At 36.3% G+C, this 15,573-nt stretch carries 13 protein-coding genes; 9 read left to right on the forward strand and 4 right to left on the reverse strand.

Annotation, left to right across the window (positions count from 1 at the left end; all coding sequences use genetic code 11):
* Positions 1 to 591: 591 nt before the first annotated feature.
* The 3 genes from EO244_RS03755 to EO244_RS03765 all read left to right on the forward strand — a co-directional run bounded on the left by EO244_RS03755 (position 592) and on the right by EO244_RS03765 (position 6,653).
* A complete protein-coding gene (locus EO244_RS03755) occupies positions 592 to 2,436 on the forward strand; it encodes a 2-oxoacid:acceptor oxidoreductase subunit alpha (RefSeq protein WP_129253067.1) in 1,845 nt (614 codons plus the stop codon).
* A 3-nt stretch (positions 2,437 to 2,439) separates the two neighbouring features.
* On the forward strand, positions 2,440 to 3,480 hold the full coding sequence (locus tag EO244_RS03760) for a 2-oxoacid:ferredoxin oxidoreductase subunit beta (protein ID WP_129253069.1): 1,041 nt from the start codon (positions 2,440 to 2,442) through the stop codon (positions 3,478 to 3,480).
* 197 nt (positions 3,481 to 3,677) lie between these two features.
* Entirely contained in the window at positions 3,678 to 6,653 is a 2,976-nt protein-coding gene (locus tag EO244_RS03765) for a PEP/pyruvate-binding domain-containing protein (protein ID WP_129253071.1), read from the forward strand.
* 88 nt (positions 6,654 to 6,741) lie between these two features.
* Here the strand turns inward: EO244_RS03765 and fabD are convergent, their stop codons facing one another.
* Both fabD and folE read right to left on the reverse strand, forming a co-directional pair.
* On the reverse strand, positions 6,742 to 7,632 hold the full coding sequence (fabD, locus tag EO244_RS03770) for an ACP S-malonyltransferase (RefSeq protein WP_129253072.1): 891 nt from the start codon (positions 7,630 to 7,632) through the stop codon (positions 6,742 to 6,744).
* A 45-nt stretch (positions 7,633 to 7,677) separates the two neighbouring features.
* Positions 7,678 to 8,304, reverse strand: coding sequence for a GTP cyclohydrolase I FolE (gene folE / locus EO244_RS03775; protein ID WP_129253074.1), 627 nt, complete (start codon positions 8,302 to 8,304; stop codon positions 7,678 to 7,680).
* A gap of 158 nt (positions 8,305 to 8,462) precedes the next feature.
* On the opposite strand from folE, the gene EO244_RS03780 reads away from it, so the two are divergent.
* Positions 8,463 to 9,164: a nucleoside phosphorylase-I family protein gene (locus EO244_RS03780; protein ID WP_129253076.1), complete on the forward strand. Its 702-nt coding sequence runs from the start codon at positions 8,463 to 8,465 to the stop codon at positions 9,162 to 9,164.
* Positions 9,165 to 9,179: 15 nt separating this feature from the next.
* Here EO244_RS03780 and EO244_RS03785 read toward each other — a convergent pair whose 3' ends face one another.
* Positions 9,180 to 10,481, reverse strand: a complete 1,302-nt coding sequence (locus tag EO244_RS03785; RefSeq protein ID WP_129253078.1) for an MATE family efflux transporter — start codon at positions 10,479 to 10,481, stop codon at positions 9,180 to 9,182.
* A gap of 279 nt (positions 10,482 to 10,760) precedes the next feature.
* Here EO244_RS03785 and EO244_RS03790 point away from each other — a divergent pair, with 279 nt between their 5' ends.
* The 4 genes from EO244_RS03790 to EO244_RS03805 all read left to right on the forward strand — a co-directional run bounded on the left by EO244_RS03790 (position 10,761) and on the right by EO244_RS03805 (position 13,652).
* Complete coding sequence (locus tag EO244_RS03790) at positions 10,761 to 11,363, forward strand: superoxide dismutase (protein ID WP_129253080.1); 603 nt, start codon at positions 10,761 to 10,763, stop codon at positions 11,361 to 11,363.
* Between the two features lie 118 nt (positions 11,364 to 11,481).
* The gene (locus EO244_RS03795; RefSeq protein ID WP_129253082.1) at positions 11,482 to 12,066 is read left to right on the forward strand and encodes a superoxide dismutase; all 585 of its coding nucleotides are present in this window, start codon (positions 11,482 to 11,484) and stop codon (positions 12,064 to 12,066) included.
* Positions 12,067 to 12,353: 287 nt separating this feature from the next.
* A complete protein-coding gene (locus EO244_RS03800) occupies positions 12,354 to 12,926 on the forward strand; it encodes a nitroreductase family protein (protein ID WP_129253084.1) in 573 nt (190 codons plus the stop codon).
* An 18-nt stretch (positions 12,927 to 12,944) separates the two neighbouring features.
* Positions 12,945 to 13,652 carry a carboxypeptidase-like regulatory domain-containing protein gene (locus EO244_RS03805; protein ID WP_129253086.1) on the forward strand — a complete coding sequence of 236 codons (708 nt, stop codon included), beginning with the start codon at positions 12,945 to 12,947 and terminating at the stop codon, positions 13,650 to 13,652.
* A gap of 35 nt (positions 13,653 to 13,687) precedes the next feature.
* Here EO244_RS03805 and EO244_RS03810 read toward each other — a convergent pair whose 3' ends face one another.
* Positions 13,688 to 14,596, reverse strand: a complete 909-nt coding sequence (locus EO244_RS03810) for a proline dehydrogenase family protein (protein ID WP_129253088.1) — start codon at positions 14,594 to 14,596, stop codon at positions 13,688 to 13,690.
* Positions 14,597 to 14,953: 357 nt separating this feature from the next.
* On the opposite strand from EO244_RS03810, the gene EO244_RS03815 reads away from it, so the two are divergent.
* On the forward strand, positions 14,954 to 15,529 hold the full coding sequence (locus EO244_RS03815) for an OmpH family outer membrane protein (RefSeq protein WP_129253090.1): 576 nt from the start codon (positions 14,954 to 14,956) through the stop codon (positions 15,527 to 15,529).
* Positions 15,530 to 15,573 lie beyond the last annotated feature (44 nt).

Raw genomic sequence — 15,573 nt, forward strand, 5'->3', positions numbered from 1 at the left:
TTATGTTTTAAGTTAGAATGTCCGAATATACAAAGACTATTTATTATAAATTCTTTAATGAGATCTGTTGCAAAAAATATTATCCTTTAAATTACTTTCGAGAGCATTTATTCCTAAAATAGTCATATTATGATGTTTTATGTTTTAGAAAAACTGCAATGTTATAGAGATCAAAAGTTCATCATTTTTATTTCTTCGCAAACCTTTGCATTTTTCCTGAATTTTTTTTTCCATTTTCTTGCCTAAGTTCCCGTAATCATTACCTTTACCCCCTGTTATAGAACATGTTTATTAAGAACTGTTCTAAAACAGAAAACCAAACAAGTAGAGTTAATAGCTTGGTTGAAAGTTCATAAAGGTTTGTATTTGTAGTTAAGGTCTATTCTTTTTTGAGATATTTTCATCCAATTCCTCCTAAATCTTGTGTGGAATTTGATATGGCAAGCTAAATGTTGTATTATCTTGAAAATTCAAAAAACGACTGATTTTATTACTTTTCAATTCTACTTTCTCCCTTCTCTGGCTTTACGACTATAAAAACCAATCAACTAAACAAACTACGAATTTAACTCATCGTTAAATTAAACAGTCATGAGTCAAAAGACAAAAATCATTGAAAAAGAAGAGGTTGTTATTCGATTTTCGGGTGATTCCGGAGATGGGATGCAATTAACGGGAACTCAGTTCTCCGATACTTCAGCGCTATTTGGTAATGATGTGGCAACTTTCCCCGACTATCCGGCAGAAATACGTGCCCCTCAAGGTACAGTAGGTGGTGTCTCTGGATTTCAGTTACATTTTGGTCACCAGGAAATTAATACACCAGGCGATTTTGCAGATGTATTAGTTGCAATGAACCCTGCGGCTTTAAAAGCGAATCTAAAATGGGTGAAACCTAGTGGAACGATCATTGTAAATGAGGATAGTTTTACTGATAAGAATCTGGAAAAAGCGGGTTACGATTCGGATCCATTACTAGACGATAAACTTGCCGATTATAATTTGATTAAGGCTAAAGTGACCTCTTTAACACGAGAGTGTTTAAAGGATTCTACACTTGACCAGAAATCGATTCTTCGTTGTAAAAACATGTTTACATTGGGGATGGTGTATTGGATGTTTGATCGTCCATTTGAGCATACTGAAGCTTTTATTGATAAGAAGTTTAAGAAATATCCTGAGGTTGTTGATGCCAATAAAAAGGTATTACGTGCGGGTTATAATTTTGCCAGAACAATTGAGGCTTTGGCCTACAACTTTAGTGTAGCTCCAGCTAAAATTCGTAAGGGAACTTACCGAAATATTACAGGTAATAAGGCAACAGCCTGGGGGTTGATGGCAGCAGCCGAGAGAGCTAATCTGGAGCTGTTTTGTGGTTCATACCCTATTACACCGGCAACTGAAATTCTTCAGGAATTGGCTGCTCGTAAGGATTTGGGTGTAAAAACCTTCCAGGCAGAAGATGAAATTGCAGGTATTTGTACGGCAATTGGAGCCAGTTTTGCCGGCGATTTTGCTGTGACAACGACTTCCGGTCCGGGATTGGCATTGAAAACTGAAGCGGCAGGTTTGGCTGTTATGACTGAATTACCTCTTGTAATCGTAAATGTTCAGCGTGGGGGCCCATCTACAGGTCTTCCGACTAAAACAGAGCAATCCGATTTACTGCAAGCTATACACGGAAGAAGTGGAGAGTGTCCTATGCCTGTGATTGCAGCCAGTACTCCATCAGATTGCTTCCATTATGCATTTGAAGCGGGTCGAATAGCACTTGAGCATATGACTCCGGTTATTCTTTTAACGGATGGATTCATTGCCAATGGTGCTGAACCCTGGAGAATTCCTAAAATGTCTGATCTTCCGGAGATTGTTGCTCCTATTGCACAAGAAGGAGATGAGTATCTTCCATATGCTCGTGAAGAGAAGCGATTGAGCCGTAAATGGGCTATCCCTGGAACTAAAGGTTTAGAGCACCGAATTGGTGGCCTTGAAAAGATGGATCGTGACGGGACTGTTTCATACGTGCCTGAAAACCATCAGGTGATGAGTGATATTCGTAAAAAAAGAGTTGAACTCGTTGCCAATAATATTCCTGAACTTGAGGTGAAAGGAAACGAAGAAGCGGATGTTCTTGTAGTTGGTTGGGGTGGTACTTATGGCCATTTAATTACTGCAGTTCGCGAGTTACAAAAGGAGAATAAATCCATTAGTTTGGCTCATTTCAATTATATTTTCCCACTTCCTAAAAATACCGCTGATGTATTCAGTCGTTATAAGAAAATTATTGTGTGCGAATTGAATGATGGTCAGTTTGCTGAATATCTGAGAAGTTCATTTCAGAATATTAAGTTTGAGCAGCACAATAAGTTGATGGGATTACCATTCACTGTTCTGGAATTAAAAGAGAGATTTAATCAATTACTGGAGGAGAAATAAGTCATGGCTGATACATTATTAAATACATCTAATATTAAGAAGCTAAGTGCTAAAGACTTTAGAAGCGATCAAGAGAATCGTTGGTGTCCTGGTTGTGGTGACCATGGAATATTAAATTCTGTTCAGAAAGCAATGGCTGAGATGGATTACAAGAAGGAAGACTATGCCGTTATTTCTGGTATTGGTTGTTCTTCGCGTTTCCCATATTACATGAATACCTATGGGTTTCATACTATTCACGGACGTGCAGCTGCAATTGCATCAGGAGTCAAATGTGCCAACCCAAATTTAGAAGTTATTCAGGTTTCAGGAGATGGTGATGCGCTTGCAATTGGAGGGAATCATTTTATTCATGCTGTTCGCAGAAACATAGATATGACCATTCTTCTTTTTAATAACGAGATTTATGGTTTGACTAAGGGGCAATACTCACCAACATCTAAACAAGGTATGGTGACAAAAACATCGCCATTTGGTACGATTGAAGAACCTTTTAAGCCGGCTCAGTTAGCACTTGGAGCTCAATCGAAGTTCTATGCCCGTTCTATTGATACAAGCATTAAATTGACCTCAGAGCTTGTGAAAGCAGCTTCAGCCCATAAGGGAACATCCATTGTTGAAATCCTGCAAAATTGCGTCATTTATAATGATGGAACGCATTCAATGGTGACTGATAAAGCGACTAAGGGTGATTATCAATTGATATTGGAACATGGCAAACCAATGATTTTTGGTATTGAGAAGAATAAAGGTCTCGTTTTGGGAGCTAATGGTAAACTTATTGTGGTTACTATTGGAGAAAATGGCATAACAGAGGCTGATATTCTGGTTCACGATGCACATACTGAGAATCCACATATGCACTGGTTACTTTCCAGCATGATGGCTCCGGAATATCCGGTAGCTTTGGGTGTCATTCGTGATGTTGATTCAACCTCTTATGATGAAAAGATGGTACAGCAAATTAAAGCTGTTCGGGCTGAGTCTTCATTTAAATGTATGGATGATTTGCTTAACAGTGGAGACACTTGGGTAGTTGACTAGTTCAATTTATTAAATAGTTAATCCTGTTTGGTTTCATATCAAACAGGATTTTTTTGTTTTAATTGGTTCCAATTTTTAAATTGGAATTCTAGAATTAGAATCATTTTGCTTGTAAAGCCTTATTTATAGCACAATCCTTGTTATCAATTGTCAATTGTTTATTACTTTCATCCGTTAAACACAAACAAAGAAGTAAGATGGAAGAAATTGCGATTTCGAAAATTTATAAACGTAAGAAGAACGACAGAGATATATTTCAGGAATTAATGCCTTTTAAGGTGAAAGAGATTCTTCTTGTTGCAACGTATTACGATGCCTATACCATTGTTAGAGAAGGTCAGTTTTCAGATAAAATTGTTGGAGAATATCTGCAGTTGAATTTATATACAGCACCGCGATTTACAAGTGTGGCTACCAATGAAGAAGCGCTTCAGGCAATGGATGAGCGAAACTTTGATATTGTTATTCTTATGGCTGGACTCGACAAAGAATCCCCCTTGGAGTTGAGTCAGGAAATTAAGAAGAAACAACCTGATCTGCCTGTTTTGGTTCTTGTGAATAATAACAGCGATTTGGCTTATTTTGATAAGGCCGCAGATAAAATTAAAAACAATATCGAGAGGGTATTTGTCTGGAATGGATCGACTAAGATTTTCATGGCCATGACAAAATACATTGAGGATAAAATGAATTTGGCTCCTGACTGTAAGATTGGTGATGTGCGTGTCATGCTTTTGGTTGAAGATTCAGTCAAGTATTATTCACGATATCTACCTTTGCTTTACACCTCTGTTATGACTCAGACTCAGAAGGTTATTTCTGATGAAGATGATATTGATGAGATGCATAAAATTTTAAAAATGCGAGCTCGTCCAAAGGTTATTTTAGTAAGTAGTTATGAGGATGCTGTTGAGATTGTCGATAAATATCTGGAGAATTTGCTTTGTGTTATTTCTGATGTTCGTTTCGCCCGCGAAGGTAAATTAAATGATGATGCAGGGGTTGATTTGATTTCTTATGTGCAGGATAAACACCTGAGAATCCCTTGTGTGATGCAGTCGCATGATACTGATAATGCTATGAGAGCCTTCCAGGTAAATGCTGATTTTATTAATAAAAACAGCGATACTTTGGCATTGGATATTTTTAATTTTATTCATCTAAAATTGGGCTTTGGCGATTTTGTTTTTAGAAATCAGAGTGGCACACAAGTCGCTATGGCCAAATCGCTTGAAGATTTTGAGGAAAAGCTGAAATATATTCCTGACGAGTCGTTGCTTTACCATTCAAAAAGAAATGGAATTTCAACATGGTTGATGGCTCGTGGAGAAATTAATATTGCAAAAAAACTGAGGCGTTATCAAATTTCCGATTTTAAAACAGTTCGTGAGTTACGTCAGTTTTGTTTGGATGTGTTTGAAGCATCCCGTTTGAAACAACTCAGGGGGCGAATTATCAAATTCAGACCAAGTTTGGCAAATTCAAATCACTACGTTATCCGACTTGGTAGAGGCTCAGTTGGTGGTAAAGGTCGTGGATTGGCTTTCTTGAGTAATTTTACTGAAAATATTAGTTTTCAGAAGCTGATTAAAGACATTAATATTACAATTCCGAGAACTGCGATTATTGGTGTTGATGAATACGATAATTTTCTGGAAGCCAATAATCTTTTAGATAAAATCTATAACGAGAAAAATTACGGTGAAATAAAAAAACAGTTTCTTAATGCGCAATTGCCGGAGAAACTTCGAAAAAAATTGCGTCTTTATCTCGAAAAAATGGATATGCCTCTTGCAGTTCGTTCCTCAGGTTTATTCGAAGATTCACTGATGCAGCCATTTGCTGGTGTATACGCTACGTATTTATTGCCTAATAATCACGAGGATTTTGAGGTGAGATTTGAACATTTAGTAACGGCCATTAAGCTGGTTTACTCTTCAATTTTCACACCCGAAGCCAAGGCATATTTTTCTGCAGTTGATTATAAAATAGAAGAAGAAAAGATGGCTGTTATCTTACAAGAGGTGGTTGGTCAGGAATACAATGGTAAGTTTTATCCTAATATTAGTGGGGTGGCCCAATCTTACAACTATTACCCATTCTCGTATATGAAACCTGAGGATGGATTTGCAGTGCTTGGATTAGGTTTGGGTAAGTATGTGGTTGGTGGAGAAAAAACGCATCGTTTTTGTCCTGAGCATCCAAAATTGCAGTTGGCGTCTATCGAAGATCAGGTGAAAGATTCTCAGAATTATTTTTATGCCATAAATATGGAGTCTGATCAGTTGAATTTGCTTGAAGATGGTGAGGATGCAGCCACTTTAAAATATGATTTGGCTGTTGCTGAAAAGGATGGTAATTTATTGCATTGTGCTTCAGTTTACGATGCGCGTAATGATAGAATTGAGCCGGATTTGAAGTTGCGAGGTCCTCGAGTTGTCGATTTTGCAAATATCCTGAAATACAATCAGGTTCCTTTGGCCCAAACTTTAAGTATTCTTCTGAATATATTTAAACAAGCCATGGGAGCCCCCGTTGAAATTGAATTTGCTGTTGATCTTTCAAAGGGTAAGAATGGCTTACCAACGTTTAATCTCTTACAGATTAAACCTCTTATTCGTCAGGAAATGAGTGTAGAAATTGACATGTCGAAAGTTGATAAAGAGAAATTGATTTTGTTAGCTGACAAGGGGATGGGAAATGGTAAAATTGACCATGTTCGGGATGTTATTTTTATGGATGTGAGTAAGTTTGATAGAACCAAAACTGAGGAAATGGCTCAGGAAATGGCTTTATTGAATCAAAAAATGAAGGAGCAGGCTAGAGAGTATGTTCTCATTGGTCCCGGCAGATGGGGAACAAAAGATAGATTTACAGGAATTCCTGTGCTATGGTCACAAATTTCGAATGCTAAGGTGATTGTTGAGCAGGGACTTGAAGATTTTCCTCTGGATGCTTCATTGGGATCGCATTTTTTCCATAACGTAACATCGATGAATGTTGGCTATTTCTCGGTAAAATCAAATTTAGCAACAAGTTTTGTAAAGGAAGATATTCTGAATCAACAAGAGCTTGTTGAACATGTTCACTACTTTAAACATGTTCGTTTTGCTGAACCATTAGAGATTTTGATGGATGGTAAGAAACAGATTTCTGTCATTAGTTTTAAATAGTTTTTACATCTACGTTCAATAAAAAAGAGATCTCGATTAATCGAGATCTCTTTTTGTTTTATTGATCGTTAAGATCAGTATTTATAGGCTATGCCTGATATGAATCGACACCGGCAGTTTCCATTTTACGGTCAACTTTTTTAACTAAACCCTGGATAACCTTACCAGGACCAACTTCAGTGAATGAGCTAGCGCCATCAGCAATCATGTTAACCATCGTTTGAGTAAAGCGAACTGGAGCTGTTAATTGCGCAACAAGATTTTTCTTAATCTCTTCAGGATCACTAACAGGTTTCGCGTTTACGTTTTGGTAAACCGGACAAGTAGGAGTGGAGAAAGTTGTGTTTTTGATTGCTTCCTCAAGCTCAACACGAGCCGGCTCCATAAGTGGAGAATGGAATGCACCACCAACATTTAAAGGCAAAGCACGTTTCGCACCCGCTTCTTTTAATTTTTCACAAGCAATTTCGATACCTTTCATGCTACCGGAAATAACCAATTGACCAGGGCAGTTGAAGTTTGCCGGAACAACAATTTCTTCAATTTCAGCACAAACTCGTTCTACAGTCTCATCGTCAAGACCAATGATAGCAGCCATTGTTGAAGGCTCAACTTCGCAAGCTTTCTGCATAGCCATCGCACGTTGAGATACCAATTTTAGTCCATCTTCGAAAGAAAGAGCACCATTAGCAACCAATGCTGAGAATTCACCTAAAGAGTGACCCGCAACCATTTCAGGTTTGAAATCATCACCCAAAGTTTTAGCTAAAATAACCGAGTGAAGAAAGATAGCAGGTTGTGTTACCTTAGTTTGTCTTAAATCTTCATCAGTTCCGTTAAACATCAGCTCAGTAATATTGAAACCAAGAATTTCGTTGGCTTTATCGAATAATTCTTTACCTAGCTCAGAGTTTTCGTACAGGTCTTTACCCATACCAACAAATTGGGCTCCTTGCCCAGGGAATACATATGCTTTCATAGCTTTCAATTAGTGATTGATAGTCATCAACCGTTAATTAGTAATTTATATAGTTTTTGCAGAGATCAGTCGAATGAATTCTTCGCGTGTAGCGACTTTTTCGAAAGCTCCGGTAAAATCAGAAGTCGTTGTAATTGCATTTTGTTTTTGAACCCCTCGCATCGACATACACATGTGCTGTGCTTCAATAACAACAGCTACACCAAGTGGTTTAAGTGTATCCTGAATACAATCTTTAATTTGAGTTGTTAGTCTTTCCTGCACTTGCAAACGGCGTGCAAAGGCATCTACCACACGGGCAATTTTACTGAGTCCGGTGATGGTTCCATCCGGGATGTAAGCAACATGTGCCCGACCTACAAAAGGAAGCATATGATGTTCACACATTGAATAAACTTCAATATCTTTAACGATTACCATTTGGCGATAATCTTCTTTAAACATTGCTGATTGCAAAATTTCTTCAGGTTTAACATGGTAACCTTGAGTCAGAAATTGCATCGCTTTAGCGACTCTTAACGGGGTTTTTTCAAGTCCCTCTCGCTCCACATCTTCGCCCAGTAGTTCCAATACTTTTTTGTAGTGAAACATGAGTTCCTCAGTCGTTTCCTGGTTGAATTTTTCTATTTTTGTGAAACCTTTATTTTCTGTTCCGTTAATTGAAAACTCCATCTTATAATTTGTGTTTAAATACAGTCGTTAGATAAAATCAATTGAGTACCTTTTTAATTTGAGGTATCAATTTATAGCTTAAGCCTGCAAATTTAAGTATATTTTTTGTCGATTGAGCAAATTTAGGTCAGCTTTGTTTTTGCTAAGTACTTGCATCTATGGATATTTTAATTGTTAGTCCCACTTTTATCGCCTTACAAAAATTCATTAGTCAACTTCAATTGATTGATAATTATGGGAAAAACTATGCTCGTTTTCAATTGGCTGAAAATGAATTTGATATTTTAATTTCAGGCTATGGCGGAAGCATCGTTAGCCATTGGTTGAATAAAGCCATTCAGCGTAAAAACTACGATTTGGTTATTCATATAGGGCGGTCATTTTCTTTAAACCATAAATCGGAGATTGGGAGTTTAGTGAACGTTATCGATGATTATTTTGGTGATATAGGTTTCTCTATTGATTCTGGCTTTCAATCATTTTTTGATTTTGATTTGATTTCGAAAAGTGAGCATCCGTTTCACAATGGAATTCTTGAAAATTCTTCGGACTATTCTGAAATCCTGACCTCGTTCCGCAAAGTTAGCGGTATGACTTGCAATACGATTCCAGCCAATTTGTTTCAGATTGGAGAAATTTACATCAAAAATTACCCTGAGGTGATCAGCTCGGAAGGTGCTGCCGTTTTATATGCTTGCCTGGAATCGAATACCGATTTGATTCAACTTTCGTATGTAGCCGGGAAACTCGAAAATGCGACTGAAAACTTAGGTATAGATGATCAGGAAATTGATACAATAACCGAAGTTCTGGAAAATTTGTTGGTGAAACTGTACCAGTTCCAATTATTAAAAAGCTAAGAGAAACGATCGAATTTATTTAAATTTTATCAGGATTGCCTTCTTAAAATAAAAAGCCTGAAACAATCCTCTCGATAACATGAATGCTAGCATGGCAATCCACAGACCATGATTTAAAAGAATATCTTTTAAGCCAAAATAAACGGGTATAAAAACAAGAAGTGTAGCAGCCATCATGGTTTTTCGCATATAGACCGATGCGGTGGCACCAATATAAATTCCGTCGTAGAGGAATGATGCAAAACTTAAAATAGGAAGCAGAATTAGCCACTTAAGGTAAGGGCTTGCCGCATGAATAGTTTCTGAATTATTGGTAAGCATGCTGAGAATCGAGTTCCCAGCCAAAGCATAAATTAGGGTAAAGCCAAGACTAATTCCGATTCCCCAAATAAACAAATACCGAATAGTTGTTAGTAGATTTTTGCGGTTTTGTGCCCCAACAAATCGGCCTACAAGTGCTTCAGCTGCATAAGCAAAACCATCCATCAGATAAGAAAAAATAAAGAGAAACTGTAATAAAAGGGAATTTACAGCCAGTATGGTTTTATTGCTGCTTGCCGATTCTGTTGTGAAAAAAGTAAATACAAAAATAATACAGAGTGTTCGGATAAAGATGTCTTTATTTATTAAAACAAAGTGTTTCAGCTCAGCTATTTTCAATAAACCTCTGTTTGTCCAGTATTTAAATAATCTTCGGTAGTATCGCCAGATAAAGAAGGATGCCAAAATAAGCCCGCAATATTGGGCAATTACAGTCCCCAGAGCAACCCCTCTTGCATCAAGATTTAGACCATATACAAAAAAAGCAGATAGACTGATGTTTATAATATTACAGATGATGGCTATTGTCATCGGAATCTTGGAATTTTGCATACCAATAAACCAACCTGTCAAGGCATATAACGAAATGGTTGCCGGAGCTGCCCAAATTCGAATATTGTAATAGGAGCGGGCAATTGTTTCAACAGAAGCTTCGGAGTCGATATAATTGAAACTCAATAAGGCGATCGGTTTTTGAAGTAACAATATCAGAATACTTCCCGCAGCAGCAACAAGTAATGCTCTTCCCAGTGAAAGGATACTTTCGTTTAGCTTACGTGCACCATAAGCCTGAGCAGTAATGCCGCTGGTTCCCATTCGAAGAAAGGCAAACCCCCAATAAAGGAAATTGAAGATCGTACCACCTAAGGCTATTCCTCCTATAAAATCGACTTCACCCAGGTGTCCCATCAGGGCCAAATCGACGATTCCTAAAAGAGGAATGGTGATATTACTAATGATATTAGGAAGGGCGATATCTAATATTTTCTTATTCACGTGTCTGGTCTTCGATGTTTGATTGGGCACGAAATTACAGAATTGTCATGAGGATATTCGTGTTTAGATGTTGAAATTTGCCTTAAGGTTCTTTTAATAAAACGGATAAAATGAGTCGGATACTTTTGAGTTAAAGAAATTTTCAAATAAAAGACAAATAAGTCTTAAAATATTTGGAAGAGTTTTAATTATAGTATAGATTTGTTTTATTATTGAAAACAAGATTAAATAAAGATAGTGTTTTTGATAGTTTAATTTAACAGATTAAAACGGTTATATATGAGTTTTGAATTACCTAAATTACCATATGCATATGATGCTTTAGAGCCACATATTGATGCAAGAACTATGGAGATTCACCATTCAAAGCATCACGCGGGTTATACAAATAATTTGAATGCAGCACTTACTGGTACTGATCTTGAGGGAAAATGTATTGGAGAAGTTCTTGCTAGTGTTTCAAAACACTCAGCAGCTGTTAGAAATAATGGAGGTGGTTATTATAATCACGATTTGTTTTGGAAATTGATGTCACCTAATGGAGGTGGAAAACCTACAGGGATATTTTTAAAGGCTTTAGAAGATAATTTTGGCAGTTTTGAACAGTTTAAAGATGAATTTTCTAAAGCAGCTGCAACACGTTTTGGTTCAGGTTGGGCATGGTTGGTAAAGCTATCGGATGGTAGTTTGAAAATTTGTTCTACACCAAATCAAGATAATCCTTTGATGGATGACGCAGAAGTAAAAGGAACACCAATTTTAGGATTGGATGTATGGGAACATGCTTACTATTTAAAGTTTCAAAATAGAAGGCCCGATTACATTTCAGAATTTTTTGAAGTTGTTAATTGGGAGGAAGCGTTCAAGCGCTTTCAGGATTAGTTTTGTTTATTGTTTTTTTGATTTTGGGATCGACTTTCGGATTTATTCGGAGGTCGATCTTTTTTTTTGCTGATTCGATCTTTTTGGCGAAATTAGAGTGAATCAAATAAACAAAATTATGAAACATGAACTTCCTAAATTACCCTATGCTTTAGATGCATTAGAGCCTTTTATTTCAGAGAGGACTCTCGAATTTCATTACGGAAAACATCATCAGGCCTATGCGAATAATTTAAACAACTTGATTGAGGGCACATCATTTGAAAATGCTGATTTGATTGATATAATCATGAAATCCGATGGAGGTATTTTTAATAATGCAGCTCAAGTTTATAACCACACGTTTTATTTTATGGCTTTAAAGCCACGTGGTGGAGGTCAGCCACGTGGCAAGTTGTACGATGCTTTAGTTTACAGCTTTGGTTCGTTTGATAATTTTAAAACCGAATTTTCGAAGGCTGGTGCAACTCTTTTTGGTTCTGGTTGGGTGTGGCTGGTTGCCGATAAAAAGAATAAACTGAGAATAATACAAACATCTAATGCCGGCAATCCTTTATGCGATGATTTGGTACCAATTATGACCCTTGATGTCTGGGAACATGCTTATTATCTGGATACTCAAAATGCAAGGCCAAAGTATATTGAGAACTTTTGGGAATTAATTAATTGGGAATTAATAGAAACGCGTTTCGAGAATTTGTGATGCGATTTTATATGTTTAAATAAGCTGTTACGGTAGTAGCAGCTTATTTTATTTTAGATTTGTACTTCCTATTGTATTTTTTAGTTAATTAGATCTGGAGTAATTTTTTTGAAATTGGCTTTGTTTTTTCAAATGAGTTTTCATTTTAAATAGCATCATTCTCTTGATGAAAAGTAAGATTATCCTTACCTTAAAAAGAACTTAAATAAATACATTGGACGATTTCATTTTTAGAATGTAATTGTATCAAATCTTCATAGCCAACCGTATAATAAGATAGAATTCGAATGTTAAAGGAATTAGTATTAAGAAATAGAAGTTATCGCCGCTTTTATCAAAATGAAGCAATTAGTAAAGCGCAATTGAGAGAATGGATCGACTTGGCCAGACTTGGGGCATCCGGACGAAATGCCCAAAGTTTAAAATACCTCACCATAACTGATCAAAACTTATGTAAGCAGGTGTTTGAAAATCTGGCATGGGCAGGGTATTTAAGTGATTGGCCTGGTCCCATTGAAGGTGAGCAACCTGTGGCTTATGTTATCATGTTGAATGATGAACGCTTGAGCAAAAATTATTTCTGTGATGATGGCATAGCGGTACAAAATTTGCTCTTAGGTGCTGTTGAAGCCGGTTTTGGCGGCTGTATTTTGAGAGCTTTTAAAGAAAACAATTTGAGAGAATTATTAAATATATCTGAGGATTATTCAATGATTCAGGTCGTTGCTCTTGGAAAACCAAAAGAACAGGTGGTTTTGGATGAAATGAAAAATGATGATATTAAATATTGGAGAGACGAAAATGGGGTGCATCATGTGCCTAAGCGATGCCTTGACGATATTGTTATTGGTGAATTATAGACTGAAATACGATACATTATGAGAAAATTAATTTTTTGCTGTGTTTTAATTCTGGTTTTCTTTTTCCCTAAGGATTCCAAATCCCAGAAATATAATCTTGATTCGATATTTTTTACCGGAGCTGTAATGGATCAAGCTGACTTGAAAGGTTTGCCTTATGCTCATTTTAGAGTGAATAAGAAACGAGGTGGAACGACTAATGAATATGGCCGATTTTCTTTCTGGGTAAATTCCGGGGATACCATTCAATATTCATTTGTTGGTTACCATGGTGTTCAGGTGGTTGTTAGTGATACATTACAACAGGAAGATTATTTGTTTGGTGTATTTCTGACTAAAGATACAATTGCGCTTCAGGAAGTTCTAATCTTACCACGATTTGGTGATTTTAAAGAAGCTTTTATGAATGCAAAGGTGAATACGCCCGAGTATGTACGAGCAAAAAATAACATCAATTCGGCAACTTACGAGGCTTTAACTCAAAAGCCAACAAAGATGGATGCCAAAGCGAATACCGATCTGCTTATTCGAAATCATGTTAATGCAATTGAAAATAAAACAATGATTCCTACCGAGATGACAGCAGGTGTGAGTACAACCAGAACCTTGCCTGAGTTGAAAAGGCTGGAGCGTAAGCGGAAAATGAAAATACCGGATGCAATGGTAACGGATTCCGAAGTTAAAATTCTGCAGCAGATGTATGAATATGGAGTCAAAAAGAAATAACAAATAAAAAAGCGGTGAATTTTTCACCGCTTTTTTTATCCTCTACTAAAAAGTGCTTTTATAATCAACATGGCCATTTTTGGATTCTCTTTAAGTCTTCGTGTCGAATAGCCAAACCAATCTTTTCCAAATGGGACATAAACTCTCATATTATGGCCTTTTTCAACAATAGATTGTCTTAGCTCAGGAGTAACACCATAAAGCATTTGGAATTCATATTTGTCTTTAGACACATTATACTTTTCAATTAAATCGAATGCGGGCTGAATTAGATTCTTGTCATGGGTAGCGATACCAGGATAAATATCATTCTTAAGCATGAAATCAAGATCTTTAATATAGTTCTCATTGATTTCTTCATACTTCTTGTATGCAATCTCAGCGGGCTCAACGTAAATTCCTTTACACAAACGGTAGTTAAGTCCTGTCCCGTTTTGCATATCCATCATGTTTTCCAAATCGGAAAGGGTACGCTTTAGATAGGCTTGTACAACGAGACCTACATTTTTAGGGAATTCTTTTTTCAATCGTCTGAACATGTCTATTTCTTTATCCACACATGGTGAGTCTTCCATATCGATACGGACGAAATTATTGTATTCAGCCGCTTTTGCAACTACGGTTCTAATATTCTGATAACAAATTTCAGGATCGATAAGTAAACCAAAGAAAGTTGGTTTTACAGAGTAATTTCCATCAATATTATTTTTTTCGAAAGCTTCGATGATATTTAGATAGGCATCCTTGTTTTCTGTTGCCTGACTTAGATCTTTAATAAATTCACCTAATAGATCCACAGTAACCTTGATGCCCTGAGCATTTAGCTCCTGAGACGCTTTTATGGCATCTTCGATGGTTTCTCCAGCAATATAGCGTTTGGAAAATAACCAAACTAATTTTTTTGGCATATAAGGCAGGGTCGCTGCTATCATTTTATTAATCATCTTTAATGTTTTTAAGGGTTAATTTTGGGTTTATTGTAGGCTAAATGTAGACATCATGTAAATTAAAAAGAATGACGTTTATCAGTAAATTTGATCAGATTTGAATTTCATGATATTTCGTCTATCACCAGAAAATTTTATCTCAGAAATTTTTCCATTATCATTTAAAACTTATATTTGCTAGGCTTTAGTTAAAAGTAAGGCAGGTTTGCGTTTTTTTAAATTCGTGAATGGAAAAATAAGTACCTAAAATCAATTATTATACGCTATGATTCGTTTGGGAAGTTATTCCCGGACATTTTCCCAATTGGAATTTATTCCATGCAGGATGGCTATTTAAAATCAAACTAGAAAAACATGAAAAATCTATCCATTGTTCTTAATGCAATTTTAATTGTTGCTGTTGGAATTTTATTCTTTTTACATTTCTCAGGTGAGAATAAAGCTGAGGTGAAAACCATTGCCGGAGAAGGAGCTGTAGTCTATGTGAATACAGATTCTTTATTATCAAGCTATAATTTTTCAGTGGATTTGAATGAGAAATTCCTAAAGAAACAAGAAGATTCTAGAACTGATTTTAATTTTAAAGCTCAAAAATTGGAGAAAGAAGCGGTAGATTTTCAGCGTAAACTTCAAAATAATGGATTCTTAAACCGTGAGCGTGCTGAAAAGGCACAAAGAGAATTAATGGAAAAAAAGCAAAACTTAGATCAACTTGACAGAAAATTAAGTTCTGAGTTGATGGCTGAGCAGAATGAAAATTCAAAGCGTCTATTCGATAGTGTAACCAACTATTTGAAATTATATAATGCAAAGCATAAGTATAGCTTAATTATTAGCACAACAAAAGGTGGAACCGTACTACATTCTGCTAATGGTTTAGATGTAACGAAAGATATTATTGATGGTTTGAATGCCAGATATAAGAAATAGACTTAAAAAATATTGAATAAAGGGGCAGAGGCTAATAGCTTTCT

This window comes from Ancylomarina salipaludis (genome assembly GCF_004122035.1).
In the GTDB taxonomy this organism is placed as follows: Bacteria; Bacteroidota; Bacteroidia; order Bacteroidales; family Marinifilaceae; genus Ancylomarina; species Ancylomarina salipaludis.

Bases quoted from the DNA above. Each gene is read 5' to 3' on its own strand.
- EO244_RS03805 (WP_129253086.1), top strand. From the start codon at position 12,945: ATGAGAAAATTAATTTTTTGCTGTGTTTTAATTCTGGTTTTCTTTTTC.
- EO244_RS03760 (WP_129253069.1), top strand. From the start codon at position 2,440: ATGGCTGATACATTATTAAATACATCTAATATTAAGAAGCTAAGTGCT.
- EO244_RS03780 (WP_129253076.1), top strand. From the start codon at position 8,463: ATGGATATTTTAATTGTTAGTCCCACTTTTATCGCCTTACAAAAATTC.
- EO244_RS03765 (WP_129253071.1), top strand. From the start codon at position 3,678: ATGGAAGAAATTGCGATTTCGAAAATTTATAAACGTAAGAAGAACGAC.
- fabD (WP_129253072.1), bottom strand. From the start codon at position 7,632: ATGAAAGCATATGTATTCCCTGGGCAAGGAGCCCAATTTGTTGGTATG.
- EO244_RS03815 (WP_129253090.1), top strand. From the start codon at position 14,954: ATGAAAAATCTATCCATTGTTCTTAATGCAATTTTAATTGTTGCTGTT.
- EO244_RS03755 (WP_129253067.1), top strand. From the start codon at position 592: ATGAGTCAAAAGACAAAAATCATTGAAAAAGAAGAGGTTGTTATTCGA.
- EO244_RS03810 (WP_129253088.1), bottom strand. From the start codon at position 14,596: ATGATTAATAAAATGATAGCAGCGACCCTGCCTTATATGCCAAAAAAA.
- EO244_RS03790 (WP_129253080.1), top strand. From the start codon at position 10,761: ATGAGTTTTGAATTACCTAAATTACCATATGCATATGATGCTTTAGAG.
- folE (WP_129253074.1), bottom strand. From the start codon at position 8,304: ATGGAGTTTTCAATTAACGGAACAGAAAATAAAGGTTTCACAAAAATA.
- EO244_RS03795 (WP_129253082.1), top strand. From the start codon at position 11,482: ATGAAACATGAACTTCCTAAATTACCCTATGCTTTAGATGCATTAGAG.
- EO244_RS03800 (WP_129253084.1), top strand. From the start codon at position 12,354: ATGTTAAAGGAATTAGTATTAAGAAATAGAAGTTATCGCCGCTTTTAT.